General features: G+C 44.3%; 16 protein-coding genes and 1 pseudogene. 11 read left to right on the top strand and 6 right to left on the bottom strand.

Annotation, left to right across the window (positions count from 1 at the left end; all coding sequences use genetic code 11):
- The first annotated feature begins 11 nt into the window (after positions 1–11).
- Complete coding sequence (locus CYJ37_RS04160; RefSeq protein ID WP_257964164.1) at positions 12–965, top strand: ROK family protein; 954 nt, start codon at positions 12–14, stop codon at positions 963–965.
- A gap of 129 nt (positions 966–1,094) precedes the next feature.
- Positions 1,095–2,087 carry an L-glyceraldehyde 3-phosphate reductase gene (gene mgrA / locus CYJ37_RS04155; protein WP_101548057.1) on the top strand — a complete coding sequence of 331 codons (993 nt, stop codon included), beginning with the start codon at positions 1,095–1,097 and terminating at the stop codon, positions 2,085–2,087.
- Between the two features lie 31 nt (positions 2,088–2,118).
- On the opposite strand, the gene CYJ37_RS04150 is transcribed toward mgrA, so the two are convergent.
- A complete protein-coding gene (locus tag CYJ37_RS04150; protein WP_101548055.1) occupies positions 2,119–2,679 on the bottom strand; it encodes a membrane-spanning protein in 561 nt (186 codons plus the stop codon).
- The gene (locus CYJ37_RS04145; protein WP_101548053.1) at positions 2,680–3,297 is read right to left on the bottom strand and encodes a DUF421 domain-containing protein; all 618 of its coding nucleotides are present in this window, start codon (positions 3,295–3,297) and stop codon (positions 2,680–2,682) included. It abuts the gene before it with no gap.
- 323 nt (positions 3,298–3,620) lie between these two features.
- Here CYJ37_RS04145 and CYJ37_RS04140 point away from each other — a divergent pair, with 323 nt between their 5' ends.
- A complete protein-coding gene (locus CYJ37_RS04140; protein ID WP_101548051.1) occupies positions 3,621–3,998 on the top strand; it encodes a DUF4181 domain-containing protein in 378 nt (125 codons plus the stop codon).
- Between the two features lie 14 nt (positions 3,999–4,012).
- Here CYJ37_RS04140 and CYJ37_RS04135 read toward each other — a convergent pair whose 3' ends face one another.
- Complete coding sequence (locus tag CYJ37_RS04135; protein WP_101548433.1) at positions 4,013–5,236, bottom strand: Bcr/CflA family efflux MFS transporter; 1,224 nt, start codon at positions 5,234–5,236, stop codon at positions 4,013–4,015.
- 319 nt (positions 5,237–5,555) lie between these two features.
- On the opposite strand from CYJ37_RS04135, the gene CYJ37_RS27035 reads away from it, so the two are divergent.
- Positions 5,556–5,702 (top strand): hypothetical protein, encoded by a 147-nt coding sequence (locus CYJ37_RS27035; RefSeq protein ID WP_180827241.1) that lies wholly within the window; start codon positions 5,556–5,558, stop codon positions 5,700–5,702.
- A 125-nt stretch (positions 5,703–5,827) separates the two neighbouring features.
- On the opposite strand, the gene CYJ37_RS04130 is transcribed toward CYJ37_RS27035, so the two are convergent.
- On the bottom strand, positions 5,828–6,316 hold the full coding sequence (locus CYJ37_RS04130; RefSeq protein WP_101548049.1) for a DinB family protein: 489 nt from the start codon (positions 6,314–6,316) through the stop codon (positions 5,828–5,830).
- 145 nt (positions 6,317–6,461) lie between these two features.
- Between CYJ37_RS04130 and CYJ37_RS04125 the strand changes: the two genes are divergently transcribed.
- The 6 genes from CYJ37_RS04125 to CYJ37_RS04100 all read left to right on the top strand — a co-directional run bounded on the left by CYJ37_RS04125 (position 6,462) and on the right by CYJ37_RS04100 (position 12,048).
- Positions 6,462–6,932 carry a GNAT family N-acetyltransferase gene (locus CYJ37_RS04125; protein ID WP_101548047.1) on the top strand — a complete coding sequence of 157 codons (471 nt, stop codon included), beginning with the start codon at positions 6,462–6,464 and terminating at the stop codon, positions 6,930–6,932.
- 47 nt (positions 6,933–6,979) lie between these two features.
- Positions 6,980–7,552 carry a GNAT family N-acetyltransferase gene (locus CYJ37_RS04120; protein ID WP_257964163.1) on the top strand — a complete coding sequence of 191 codons (573 nt, stop codon included), beginning with the start codon at positions 6,980–6,982 and terminating at the stop codon, positions 7,550–7,552.
- Positions 7,545–8,120 (top strand): histidine phosphatase family protein, encoded by a 576-nt coding sequence (locus tag CYJ37_RS04115; protein ID WP_101548045.1) that lies wholly within the window; start codon positions 7,545–7,547, stop codon positions 8,118–8,120. Before CYJ37_RS04120 ends, CYJ37_RS04115 begins: the two co-directional genes overlap by 8 nt.
- Positions 8,121–8,177: 57 nt before the next feature.
- Positions 8,178–8,378, top strand: coding sequence for a hypothetical protein (locus CYJ37_RS04110; RefSeq protein WP_101548043.1), 201 nt, complete (start codon positions 8,178–8,180; stop codon positions 8,376–8,378).
- A gap of 237 nt (positions 8,379–8,615) precedes the next feature.
- Complete coding sequence (locus CYJ37_RS04105; protein WP_101548041.1) at positions 8,616–10,229, top strand: aminotransferase class V-fold PLP-dependent enzyme; 1,614 nt, start codon at positions 8,616–8,618, stop codon at positions 10,227–10,229.
- Entirely contained in the window at positions 10,216–12,048 is a 1,833-nt protein-coding gene (locus tag CYJ37_RS04100) for an LTA synthase family protein (protein ID WP_101548040.1), read from the top strand. The genes CYJ37_RS04105 and CYJ37_RS04100 overlap by 14 nt, the downstream gene beginning before the upstream one ends.
- A gap of 11 nt (positions 12,049–12,059) precedes the next feature.
- Here CYJ37_RS04100 and CYJ37_RS04095 read toward each other — a convergent pair whose 3' ends face one another.
- Complete coding sequence (locus CYJ37_RS04095; RefSeq protein WP_101548039.1) at positions 12,060–12,923, bottom strand: hypothetical protein; 864 nt, start codon at positions 12,921–12,923, stop codon at positions 12,060–12,062.
- A gap of 108 nt (positions 12,924–13,031) precedes the next feature.
- Here CYJ37_RS04095 and CYJ37_RS04090 point away from each other — a divergent pair.
- Positions 13,032–13,511, top strand: a pseudogene (locus CYJ37_RS04090) (NUDIX hydrolase).
- A gap of 292 nt (positions 13,512–13,803) precedes the next feature.
- On the opposite strand, the gene CYJ37_RS04085 reads toward CYJ37_RS04090, so the two are convergent.
- Positions 13,804–14,124, bottom strand: a complete 321-nt coding sequence (locus CYJ37_RS04085; RefSeq protein ID WP_101548038.1) for a hypothetical protein — start codon at positions 14,122–14,124, stop codon at positions 13,804–13,806.
- Positions 14,125–14,365 lie beyond the last annotated feature (241 nt).

The following is a 14,365-nucleotide window of genomic DNA, read 5'->3' as shown; positions in this document are numbered from 1 at the left end:
AAAATGATCCTTTGGCGGAAGGATATATGGGGGTAGAAGCATTGCGAAATTATGCAGCATTTGATGTAGGGGGCTCATCCATTAAATATGCCTTGATGGATGAATCGGGCAGCATTATAAAAAAGTCATCAATCCCGACTCCAAAGGAAGGTATAGAAGCATTTATTGAAGCGATCGGAAAAGCTGTCGAGGAAATCAGGTTTATCAGCCCTGTTGAAGGAATTGCGATGAGCATGCCTGGGGCTGTCGATGTAGTAAGCGGTACTATTCATGGCGCAAGCGCCGTCCCTTATGTTCATGGCCCCAATATCCGGGAGCTGGTGGAGAAAAGGACAGGGCTTCCGGCAGAGCTGGAAAATGACGCAAACTGTGCCGGCCTTGCAGAAGGCTGGATCGGTGCTGCAAAGGATGTCCAGGATTATATCTGCATCGTCATCGGGACGGGGATCGGCGGGGCCATTGTACTGGACAAAAAAGTCAGGCATGGAGCGAGCTTCCATGGCGGAGAGTTCGGTTATATGATCATGGAGGATTATTTAGATAAGCCTTTAGGAAGAAGCTGGAGCGATCTTGGTGCCACTGGGGCACTTGTCAATATTGCAGCAGCAAGAAAAGGAATGGATCCTGATACCCTTGACGGCCGGAAAGTGTTTGAGATGGCAGAGGGTGGAGACAAAGAAATCCAGGAAGAAATAGAGCGCTTCTTCAAACGCCTTGCCGTAGGCATTCTGAATCTTCACTATATCATCGATCCTGAAAAGATCCTTATCGGCGGTGCGATATCAGGCCGCCATGATTTTTGCGGCAGGATCAATCGAGTTCTATCAAGCATGAAATCGGATATCCATTCACTTGATGTAAAAGCAGAGGTGTGCAGGTTTGGAAACGACTCCAATCTGATTGGTGCGCTGTACCACTTTTTACAGTGCCAGAAAGCGAAAGATAAAGTGTTGGATATAAGATAAAGATTAGTTTCCGGCTAATCTTTATTTTTTCATTTTAAAAATGTCGGCACGGGCAGCTTTTTTGTGAAACGCTGTGAAAGCGTTTAATATGGTAATGAACTGCCAGTATTGCTTAAAGGAGGAAGATAGATGGTGTACCTTGCAGAGGAAAAACGCTATAATTCTATGAAATATAATCGGAGCGGACACTCAGGACTCCAGCTCCCGGCCATTTCCCTTGGGTTGTGGCATAATTTCGGCGGAACAGATACATATGAAAATGGGAGGCAGATGCTCAGGCGTGCATTTGACCTTGGCATCACTCATTTCGACCTGGCCAATAACTACGGTCCTCCAGCAGGCTCGGCTGAAGAAATGTTCGGCAGGATGATGAAATCCGACTTTGCTCCTTACAGAGATGAAATGATCATTTCATCGAAGGCTGGCTATTATATGTGGCCTGGGCCATATGGGGAGTGGGGAAGCAGAAAGTACCTCATCTCAAGCCTAGATCAAAGCCTAAAGCGGATGGGGCTGGATTATGTGGATATTTTCTACTCTCACCGCCCTGACCCGGATACACCTTTAGAGGAAACAATGGGTGCTTTGGACTCTATTGTAAGGCAGGGGAAAGCTTTATATGTCGGTATTAGCAGCTATTCCGCAGAACAGACAGAAGAAGCAGTGAAAATCATGAACAGGCTCGGGACGCCGCTCGTCATCCACCAGCCAAGCTACTCTATGCTGAACCGCTGGATTGAGGACGGCCTCCAGGATGTTCTGGAGGAGAATGGTGTGGGATCGATTGCCTTCTGTCCGCTCGCTCAGGGGCTTTTGACGAAAAAGTATATCAACGGAATTCCCGAGGACAGCAGGGCTGCCAGCAAGACCGGTGCGCTTCAAGGGGACCAGGTAACAGAGCAGACAATTGAAAAAGTCAGGAAGCTGCATGAACTCGCCTCCGAACGCGGACAGAGCCTTGCACAGATGTCCCTTGCTTGGGTCCTTCGCGGTGGGAGAGTAACATCTGCTTTGATCGGTGCGAGCAGGGTGTCACAGATTGAAGAAAATGTCGCTGCGCTGAATAATCTGGAATTTACTGCTGAAGAGCTTAACAGAATCGAAGATATACTAAAAAGCTGAAATTTCGGCCGGTTCCTTTAGGAGCCGGCCGTTATAGTTTCCTGAACCTCAAGATATTGTATATGCCAGCCAGTAATGCACCTGAAGTGCCGGCAATGAGATCTATCATGGTATCTTTATTGCCGCCGCGCTGCATCGTTTCCGTGACAAGCTGGTCGCCGGCAAACTCATATATTTCCCAGAGGACGCTGGCTGCAGCAGACAAGGAAAAGCTGAATACGAATAAAAGTGAGCGGGAATTTCCTTTTCCCCCGGAAAATATCTTAAAGATAAAGACGGCAGCTATGCCCACAAAGATTCCTTTATAAAGGTGAAGCGTGCTATCCCACCAGGCAGATTTGAGATAGAAGCTCTTGATCGACCCCAGATAGATGGAGCAGAATACGAATAAAAAATAGCCGAAGACCAGGGCGGTCGGGAACGGTTTTTTTAATAAGATCAGTAATAAGGGAAGTGCGCTTACAATGATTCCTCCGAGAGCTACCTGCCAGCGGGAGGAATCGTCTTTAAAAAGATAAAAAATACATAAGCCTGCAAAAAAGACGATAAAAACAGGTGATAGAACAACTAAAAGCCTATTTTTAGCCGCCATCTACTGGAGATGCTTTGGCGGCTCTGTAGTATGGGATTTTCTCGCCACTTCGGCAAATAGATCCTGCTTCGCTGAGTCATTGGCAGGCATAGGTGCTGCATTCCCCTTCAGGAGCATGAGTATTTGGTTCATCTGCTGCTGAAGCATATGGATATCCTTATTCAGTGCCGGCTTTGCTTCTTCCTTCAGCTCGAATCCAATTTGCCCGTTAGGCTCCAAAGTTGCCCATTTTACATCCTGCAGGCTGGAAACATTGTTCTGCCTGAGTTTCATCTCCAGCTGGTCAACCGTCAATCTTACCTTTTTTAGGCCTTTCTCATCAAGATTCCCATTGTTGATCAATACTTTTGCTCTTCCGGTAATGAATTTCTCGACTTTATCAAACTTTACCTGTAAAAGCTCCATGACAACCAGGGTTACTACAAGAATGGCTCCCACAATGATTGTTGTCCAAATGTTTTTTCCGGCGAGCGGCTGTATCAATAAAGAGCCTATTCCAATCATGATTACAGTCTGGGCAAGTGTCATTTGGGATATTGATTTTCTGCCGGCGATCCTGAGCAGCAGGGTGCCTGCCAATACGATCAATATCGATTTCCATATCCAATTCAAATCCATTTACATCACCCTTCAGAAAAATCTTTTAACATAGTCATCTGCAGTTCAACATGAATATATTCCTGCGGGCCGTACAGACGGGTATGTGGCATGCTAAGGTGTGTTTTCTTATTTTATGTAAAAATATGTATTATTTGTAGAATAACAGCAAATTTATGTAGAATCCGTTCTTTTTTATGCAGAATCATATCCTTTTTATGTAGAAAAAAGGAAAATTTATGCAGAATTATTTGTACAAGCGATTGTATTTATGTGCAACTTAAGCTTTTTTATTTCATAATAATAATCATTCGAAGAGATTTTCCTTAGAAGGGAGCCCGGTAATGATTAATATCTTTATTTTGGCAATATTCCTTATCGTAAATCTCCTCATCAGCCAAATTTATTTTAAGAGGTATCTTAACATCCCCATCAAATCGAAGGGTATTTTATCTAAAGAAAGGAAAAGGGGTTTCCAGCTGGCTGAAGCGGGTTTTTTTGTGATTTTTCTTTATATCCATTTTTTCGTACTAAATGAAGGTTATTTTCCGCTTACCGTACGAATCGCTCCCATCATCGGGTTTTTCGTATTACTCAACTTTAATCGGGGATTAGAACTCTGGCTGACCGATCGGGATAGCAAAGCTTACTACCATGACTGGCTTGCAGCTTTCATCATGTCCATCTTCTTCGCAGTTCTTGCGGCGGGGCATCACTTATAAAAAAAGGAGGGGATTCACCCCTCCGGATTAAGCTTTAAATTGGACTGTTTTTCTTTCGTCAATGTAAAGAAAAGAATGAAGCCGATGAAGGAAGTGGTGAATAAAATGCTACCCATCGGTACGGCGGATGCTTCATTGATCCCGACAAGAGGGGAAACGAGGCTGCCCAAGAGGAGCGGCATCATGCCAATGACGGCGCTCGCGCTCCCTGCGCGGTGCCCCTGATTTTTCAATGCCAGCGTAAAGGAGCTGGTAAGGACCATACCCATGGACGCCATATAAATGAAGATAGGGATGACCAGCATAAACAGCGGCCCTTTAATGATGGTCATAGTGAGCAATAATGCAGTCGCGCTCACAGCGATGCAGACGGCTGTCCGAAGCAGGGTCCTTTCCTGAACAATGCCGGCGAGGCGGCCGATCAGAAAACTCCCGGTGATGATGGCAATCCCATTGATTCCGAACAGAATGCTGAATACCTGGGGAGAGACGCCGTATATTCCCTGGTAAACAAATGGTGTACCGGAAACATAGGCAAAGCTTCCTCCATGCACAAAACCGACAATCAGGGCATATCCGATGAAAGAGCGGTCCTTAAACAGGCCGCCCATGGCCTTGACTGTGCCTCCCAGGCTGCTGGGAATGCGTTTTTCAGCAGGAAGCGTCTCAGGCAGGCGAATTGAAATGATTGTAACGATAGCCAGTCCAAGCGCACATAAAAAGTAAAAAATGGTATGCCAGCTGGCGAATGGCAGTAAAAGGAGTGCGCCGCCAGTCATAGGCGCAATCATCGGAGCGGTAGCATTTATCACCATTAATAAGGAGAAAAACTTCGTCAGCTCTGTACCGCTGAACACGTCCCTCACGACTGCCCGCGACAGGACAATGCCCGCTGAAGCGGTTAGCCCCTGAAAAAAACGGGCAGCTACAAAAGTAGTGATATTTGGGGCAAGCGCACAGAATAAAGAGGCAATGCTAAAGAGGGAAATCCCTATCAGAAGCGGTTTCCTCCTGCCTTGTGCATCACTGATGGGCCCGACGATCATCTGGCCGGCAGCGAGCCCCATCAGACAGGCGGTCAAGCTGAGCTGTACAAGGGAAGCAGAGGCATCCAGGTCTCTGCCGATATCCGGAAAGCTCGGTAAGTACATATCGATATTGAACGGCCCTAAGATTCCTAATGAACTAAGGAGAAAAGCCAGGGCAAGCCTTTCTCTTCCTGTTGGATTTTGAAGCATGATCTCAAACCTTTCTTTCCAGCAATCTGCTATTTCTTGCATAAATATGCCTAGTATACGCCAGCAGGGCAGGGTATGTCCAGCAGAGAATGATAGTTAATCACTATAGAAAACAAAGGAAGCTGGTAGTGACGCGGTGAGAATGCGGAGGCTTAATCAAGTCAGGATCTGAAATATTCTTTTAGAGGCCATACATAGATTGCCTATAATGATGCTGGCAATTGCCTATTATTTCAATGAACCAAGTTTGGCATCCTGATTTTTTTCCGTGCATTATGGTCCTTTTTTTGACACATCCTAAGGTTGGGAGGTGATATCCATGCACAAACAAGAGAAACAATCAGGCGTGCCGGCGGAAAGAAGTCAAAACACCCTTTTGGACACAGTAGACCAAACCTTCAACAGTATGATTGAGGATGTCAGAAACATGATCAGTGAAAATGACGAGCGATCCAGCCGAGAGTGATAAACGCCTGCAGGGGCGTTTATTTGCTTTCAGACACAGAATTGATGAGGAACGATAAATATGAAAATATTTTTCTGAAAAAGAAACCCTTTCTCTTTTTAAAACGTAAAAAAGAGAGGTCATGGTTATTTGGCAGGTTCTATGAAACTGGCAGTTTTCTGGTCCCTGCCTAAAAAATTCGCACTGACCGGCGCAAGTCCCAGTTCACGTGCCCAAACAGATAGCTGGCCAATATGATGGATCTCATGTGCAATGATGTGATGGAGGATTTCGTTTTTGCTAAAAATGTCATCATCCCATGGAACGGAAACGATAAAATCAGGCGCTTCTATCAGACCTTTGGCAAAATAGCTTATGATATTATTCCGGAAAGAGTCGGAGAGCTGCTTGGCCTCAGTCAGACTGCGATATTCTTCAAAATCAACGATTGTATCGCCCAGACCTTGGATAGCACGGATCCAGCTGTACTCTACGTCGGATATGTGGAGCAGTGTATGAAGTATGCTCCCGGCTCCGCCCGTCCGCTTCTTATCCAGTTCATCCTCTTCCAGCTGCTCACACCATCGGAACCACTCATCCCTGACCTGCCAGTTATAGTTGAAAAAATGGATCATTTTTTTGCCTCCTTTTTATATAAAATATTTTTGAATGGAATTCATTTTAGCATAAAATTGCCAATATTCATTGTATTTTTTAAAATATAGGAAAAACACTGCAGGACGAAGAAGCAGTACTCAATGAAAATATGGAGGCAATAAAATGCAAATAAGGCTTGCAGAAAAAAAGGATATAGATCAGCTAATTAGAATGAGGTGGGACTTTACGCTCGAAGATTATGAGGAGGGGAATTTTTCAGAAAAAGATTATCCAGAATTTCAGAAAGAATGCAGAACATTTCTGGAGGAAGCTGTTGGAGGAGGTCAATGGTATATCTGGATTGCGGAAGATCAGGGAAAAATAATATCACATATATACATGGAAAGAATCCAAAAGGTGCCAAGGCCTGGACGAATTACATATCCTTTCGCCTATATGACCAATGTCTATACTGTGCCAGGATACCGCGGAAAAGGAATTGGAAGCAGGCTGATCACGGCCATTAATGAGTGGATTGAAGAAAACCATTATGAATTCGTCATCGTCTGGCCGAGTGAGGAAGGGATCGAGTTTTATAGAAGGAACGGTTATAAACATTGCAGTGAGCCTATGGAATATTTTTCGAAAAATTAGGATGCTGGCATGGGTGTCTGCTTTTATGATGGGAGGGAGGATTAGTCATGAATGTTAATAAGCAGAAATTTTATCTGAAGAAAATGGAAAACAAAGAAGGAAACCTGGTCGAAGCTGCAAACCTATATAACCTGGTCTGGAATAAAGAGGATGATTCTTTCTTTAATAGACTGAAACGGCATGGAAGCTATGGTGGCTTCCAGGGGTATATGGCTTTTGATGGTGAAGCCAGATTGGCAGGGTTCGCATATGGCTACAACTCACAGGAAGGTCAATACTACAGGGGACTGATTGAAAGGGAGCTTTCGGAAAAAGAGAAACTAACCTGGCTGGAGGATTGTTTTGAACTGGTGGAGTTGGCCGTGCATCCGGAGAGCAGAAAGCAGGGGATCGGCCGCCTTCTTGAACAAAACCTTCTGGAGAAAGTATCAAATAAGACAGCTATCCTCACAACACAATATGATAACTTTGCCGCCCGGCAATTGTATCGCTCACTTGGGTGGACAGCAGTAAAGGAATCCTTTTTACCTGACCAGACAGGAACTGCCTACGTTATTATGGGGAAGAGACTCGCTCAAAACAGGTGCTCTTCAATAGCAGGAGACAGTGAACATGACTGAAATCTGCCTTGTACGCCATGGCCAGACTGACTGGAATGCTGAAGGCAAAATCCAGGGAAGGACTGATATTGAGTTAAACGAGATGGGTGTCCGCCAGGCAGCAGCATGCAGGGATCATCTCGCCAATGAAAATTGGGATATTATCATTTCAAGTCCCCTTTTAAGGGCCAGGCAGACTGCTGAAATCATCAACGGAAAGCTTAAGAAGCCTTTGGTGATAATGGATGAATTCATTGAAAGATGTTTTGGCAGAGCCGAAGGTCTTACAGCTGAAGAGAGGCACGCTCTTTTTCCAGACAGGGATTATCCGGAAATGGAAAGCAGAGAGGCCCAAAACACCCGGCTTAAGGAAGGGCTGGATAAAATCAGCATGCATTACCACGGAAAAAGAGTGATCCTTGTTTCGCATGGAGCATCCATAAATGCCCTGCTGTCACTGCTTTCTTCAGGCGTGATAGGTTCTGGCAGAACGAAGCTTGAAAATGCCTGCTTCTGCAGCCTTAAATACAAAGAAAAAGAGTGGCTTGTTGAGTACTATAATGAATCGGGTCACTTAAAGGCACTTTAAACAGGAAGTTTGTTGAAAAATATGATATGGTATATTAAGGAAAAGGAGGGGCTGAGAATGGGAAAGGTTTTCTTGTCTATTCTGCTGGTTCTGCTTGCTGCGGCGATTGTCAGCTTTGTATCTGGATTCCATTCTGCCGGGTATATATTTGGCTTTATGTTCGGTACATTTGCAATGGGGATAAGCTTTGTGTATTCTGCCAGGGATGATGACCGGTATAGGCCGAATTATCTGAACAACGGAGGCGGGAAAAAATAGATTGCCGCCTTAAGCAAGATCGTGAACCCAGATTTACAGCGGGTTCTTTTTTTATTACGCGGTTTGCAATATTAATAGAAAGGCTAAAAGAAGAAATATGTTAGAAAATGAAACTTTTTACTCTTTTTATTCGTTAAATTATATATAGTATTACGAGGTAGTCTATAATCTAATTATCGTAACCTATCTGCTCAGCTAGTTAAACCGGATCATCATGTCTTACATAGGAGGTTAACTGTGGAAAGTTTAACGTATAAGCTTGCCAGTGAACAGAGCGAGTTTGAACAAATCCATCAGCTTAATTATCAAACATTTGTAGAGGAAATTCCGCAGCACAGCAAAAATGATGAAAATGAATTGATTGATAAATTTCATCAGGAAAATACATATATGATTGCCAAAAAGGGAGAGGAAGTCGTTGGCATGATTGCCATTCGTGCCAAAAGGCCTTTTTCTCTTGATTATAAGCTTGAGTCACTTGATGACTGCCTCCCCGTAAAGGGAACAGCTTGCGAGGTCCGTCTATTATCAATCAAGAAAGCCTACAGAAGCAGCCGTGTCTTTTACCACTTGTGCGAAAAGCTTGTACAGTTCTGCTTAGAGAAAGGGTACACGATGGCCCTTATTTCCGGTACGGTCCGGCAGCTGAAGCTGTATCGGAGGATTGGCTTCATCCCTTTCGGCCCTTTGACAGGGGAAGAGGGTGCTCGATTTCAGCCAATGTATTTAACGAAAGAAAATTTTGAACGCTCGACAAAAGCTTTTATACGCCTGATGGCGAAAAAGACAGAGCCGACTAAGAGGATTTCATTGCTGCCAGGTCCAGTTTCGATCCATCCGGAGGCTGAAAAGGCGTTCTCAGATCCTGCCATTTCCCACCGAAGCGAAGAGTTTAAAAGAGAACTTCATGAACTCCGCCGCAGTCTATGCCATATGACAGGGGCAGTTCATGCAGAAGTCGTAGTAGGTACAGGGACCCTTTCCAATGACCTTGTTGCTGCACAGCTTTCCTGCTTTCCGGGAAAAGGGCTGATTCTTGCAAATGGGGAATTTGGCGTCCGGCTGGTCGACCATGCAAAAAGGCAGGGGCTATCCTTCCAGTCTATAGAAAAAGAATGGAATGAGCCGGTCGATTTAAATGAAATTGAACAGGCAATCAATGATAATCCTTCTATCAGCTGGATTTGGACTGTCCACTGTGAAACTTCGACAGGCTATTTATATGATTTAGATTCTCTCAAGGAGCTATGCAGACGCCGGGGGATTGAGCTATGTGTGGATGCCTGCAGCTCGGCAGGTGTTGTGCCGGTTGATCTGAAGGGAATCTATCTGGCATCATCGGTCAGCGGCAAAGGATTCGGATCCTATCCTGGTCTGGCGATTGTTTTTCACAGGGAGAAAATACTTGGTGGCAGTCATATACCAAGATATTTGGACCTGAAAATGTTTCAGGACCATGAAAGCATCCCCTATACCCATTCTTCCAATCTCGTCAGGGCGCTTAACAAAGCTTGCGGTCTCACCGATTATGAAAAAACATCAAGGATTGGAAAGCAGGCAAGGGAAAGGTTGAAGGCGAACGGGTGGAAAGTTCTTGGAGATGAGAGCTACTCCCCGGGCATCATTACAATACTCGTACCGGAAACTAAATCAAGCAGAAAAATAGGTGATTACTGCAAAAGTAAAGGGGTGCTGATCAGCTATGAAAGTGAATATCTGCTGAAAAGGAATTGGATTCAGGCAGCTTTCATGGGAAGCATAGCCGAACAAGAAGCAGCAGAGGCATTGAACATCCTTGAACAGGCTTTTGAAATACAGAACGAAAAACGGTATAAATATGAAACAGTTTAAGAACTTGACGCCGGTATGGATAGCCGTCCTCTTTATGTGGCTCAAAACAGCTGTGGTATCTTTCATCGGCTTTAATCTGCATGCTGCAAGCCTTCTTGAAGTAATGCTGATCACGATTTCACCCTTGGGGCTGCTGATGCTATTGATCGGGGGCGGCCTATTTTGGAAAAGGAAAGTGAAGCCTGCTGGAATATGGCTGCTGATGCTGGTCTTGACTGGCATCCTTTATTCCGATCTTTTATATTACCGTTTTTATACCGATTTCGTCACGGTGCCGATTCTCTTCCAATTCAAAAACGTCGGCGGCCTCGGACCGAGCACCCTGGAACTGATCAGTCCCTGGGATCTGCTGCTGTTCATAGATTTGCTATTATATTTTCTTTTAATCAGGAAAAAGAAGCTGACAAAAATGACAGTGACAGGAAAAACGGCATGGCAGTATGGTGCCGCCTGCATTGCCCTTTTCCTCATCACTGGGGTGATCGGGCTTGTAAATGCTCCTCATCTTTTCACAGAATCATACAATCGCCCGCAGCTTGTCAAAAATATTGGACTGTATCCGTATCATTTATATGATATTGGCGTAGCGGCATCATATCCCCTGCAAAAGGCATTTGCAGATGCCTCTGATGCCAAGGCTTCTGCAGAGTACGTAAACGGCAGGACAGAGGAGCCATCAGATTATTTCGGCGCTGCCGAAGGAATGAATGTTGTCCTCATCAGCATGGAATCGACTCAGGGTTTTGTCCTTAATCAAAAGGTTAAGGGTGAGGAAATCACTCCTTTCCTTAATTCTCTGGCAGAGGACAGCTTTTATTTCAATAATCTCTATGACCAGACCGCCCAGGGAAAAACTTCTGACTCTGAGTTCATGGTCGATAATGGATTATATCCCTTGTCCAGCGGCTCGGCTTTTGTCCGGAAATTCGAGAATACGTACAAAAGCCTTCCGCATATTTTGAAAGATGAAAAAGGCTTTAAGGCAGCGATCCTCCATGGGAATGAGCCTTCTTTCTGGAACAGGGAAGAAATGTATAAGGCGCTAGGTTATGACCGTTTCTTCTCTAAAGGCGATTATAAGGTGACAGAGGAAAATTCAGTGAACTACGGAATCAAGGACATACCGTTCTTCCAGCAGTCAATTCCGCACTTAAAGAGCCTTGAAAAGCCATATTATACCCGGTTCATCACATTGACGAACCACTTTCCATTCCTGCTTGAGGAAGAGGACCGGCTGATTCCGGAGGCTGATACTAGCGAGATGGTCGTTAATCGTTATGTCACAACAGTGAGATACCAGGATGAAGCGATCAAGACATTCTTCCAGGAAATGAAAGACAGTGGGGAATACGACAATACGATGTTTGTGCTGTACGGGGATCATTACGGCATTTCCGACAAATATGAACATGGTGTACTGGAGCTTTTAGAGCAGGAAGATTCGCTTGTCAACCGGATGAAGCTGCAAAAGATCCCGCTGATCATCCATATTCCGGGGCAGGAAGGAAAAATGATATCTACAATAGGCGGCGAAATCGATATAAGAGCAACGCTCCTTCATTTGCTCGGCATCAATCCCGAAGATCATTACAGCTTCAGCCGAAACCTTTTTGCCCGGAATCCCGATCAGCCAGTCATATTCCGGGATGGAAGCTTCATTGCAGAAGACTATCTTTATAAAAGCGGGAGCTGCTTGAAAGTAGACTCCGCGGAAGAAGCGGATATCAGCAAGTGTGAACCTTATCTGGAAACAGCCAGAAAAGAGCTTGGCATGTCCGATGATGTTGTGAACGGTGACCTGCTGAGATTCTTGAAATAGCAGCAATGAAATCACTTCCACCTTGGAAGTGATTTTTTGCTCTCCAGCCAAATCTGCACCTGCTCTGGGAAATCTGTCTTACACCAGGCGATTATTGCTTTTTCTTCTCCTAGCCGTTCAATCTGGCTTTGGAAAAATAAATCTCCAATAAAGTAGCCTAACCTGCTATTCCCGAATGTTTGACCGCCCCGGATGGAAAACCATTCCCTATATAGATCTTCAGGCTGATGCTTTTGGAAATCTTCGTAAAATTCCTTTTTGATCTCATTGGCATGGGACTTGGCAAAGGATAACCAGCCATCACTTTGATTATTGAAGCTGAAATAGACGGAAGAGGGAAGGCCTAGAGCGATTTTGCGTGAAAAATGGATGGCGGCGCCTTCCTGGTTAATCCAGATTAGGGGACTGTCCCATGTAACGGTCCGCCAGTCCATTCCAGCATGATCACTGAGGATATTTTGTGCAGCATGGCCGAATTCATGGGAAACGATGGCTCTTAAATGTTCTTTATCATCTGTCAGCTGCTCCAGAGCAAAGGTGATATTGGGGATGATTTGCCGCCAATTATAGGCATTTGACCCGTATAAGCCGGCAATTAGGCTGACTTCAATTGGAAACCCGACTCCATAAGCTTTTTTGAACCGAGTGGCCGTCACCTGAATAATGGGAATTATGTTTTCCTGCACTTTTTGAATATGGTTTTTTTGAGACTGCAGCTGCTCAATGCTTCTAGGAAGGCGTTCTTCATGATTCCTGCAGTGATACTGAAAATACTGCGCAAAAATATCAGGAAACTGTAGGTGGTATTCCTTGAGGGAATCAACAGAAAGATGTTCTGTTTGCAGAAAATAAGGAATCGTATCGATTATTTTCATAAAAAGGGTCTCCTTCTCTTTTTTTCACTATATCATAGAGGGGAACTCCTTTGTGGTAGTTTTTTACAAAAGTTATTTAATCTAAAACCTAAAAGGGGTGGTGCAGAAATGGGCTATATAGAAGATTTAAGGAAGGCTGTTGGCCACAGGCTGTATCCTGACAGGCAGTGTTGGGATATTGGTTGAAAAGAGGGGACAGCTGCTGCTTCAGCAAAGGAGGTTTCCGGCAGGATCATGGGGCCTTCCTGGCGGACTGATGGAACTGGGGGAGTCTGCAGAAGAAACATGCAGGCGGGAAATATGGGAAGAAACAGGGCTGATAGCCGGCTCTCTTTAGTTGATTAATGTCTATTCAGGCAAGAGTTATTTTGTGACGGCAGAAAATGGAGATCAATTTTACGCTGTCACAATTGCGTATTATACAGAAAAGTTTGACGATGAAATGATTATGGACCCCAGGAATCGATCAATATTAAATTTTTCCGCCAAGATGAGTTTCCGGTGAATATGGCGGGAAGCTATAAAAAAATCATAGAGGATTTTTTATGTAATATTTGTAAGAAGGAAAAATACGAGACAGAAAAATAGCTGTATTTGACAGCCATCATTAAGGAAACAGGATCAAAACAGGCGTAAGAATCAGCAGCCTTGCAATGAATTCAAACATAAATTCCAGCCCCCTTTGAAGGATTCTCCCTGCACCTGGCTCCTCCTTCGCCAAATGCTATGGCAGCCACGCATGCTGCCCCCGCTGATTACTATATTAATAGGGAAATATTAAGCTGGTATTTATGTTATGTTATAAAAGTTTAATAAGAGAACAGAAAGCTTAAGTGCAGAAAAAAAGGACTCTGCAAGTCCTTTTTAGGCCTTCGTTAGATTAGATGTCCTGTTCCTCCAGTTCAATTTCCATCCGCGTTTGCGGGAAACCGTTGGCTACCCATTCGGCCCTTAATGCAGAATCATACTGGGTGAGCCCTTTTTCGGCATCCACTTTATCAGCATCCACACTTTCAATCTGGTCAATCCTCTCACTGTTCCTCATGCTTGTGTCTTCTATGACACCGTCTTTGATTGTGTATGAAAAGGTTCTTGTATTGGCGGATTCTCCGCTGCGCTTTTTCATTGCCGCAATGGCAAGTGCAGCTCCGCCAGCAGAAAGCAGGATACCTGCAGCCATGTTCATTGTCGACTTTTTCATGGTTATTCCCTCCGATAATTCAAATTTTGTAGAGTAGTAATCTATTCATTTTATTCCCTTGTTTTATTACTTTAAAAAGTATTTTATTTACAATTTGATTAAATTTTTTTCGATTAGTGCTAGGCCGATTTAAAAAGTGCGCGGCAACATCGGACTTTCAGCTGAAATAAAGATCCTCGAAATATTGTTTTTTTGATTCAGGGGGGAGGTAAGAAAATGGTTTCTCTGAAAAACCAAAATA

Origin of the sequence: Bacillus sp. UMB0728 (assembly GCF_002858875.1) — a bacterium.
GTDB lineage: Bacteria > Bacillota > Bacilli > Bacillales > Cytobacillaceae > Bacillus_AB > Bacillus_AB infantis.
This window is presented reverse-complemented; position numbering and strand designations above follow the sequence as displayed.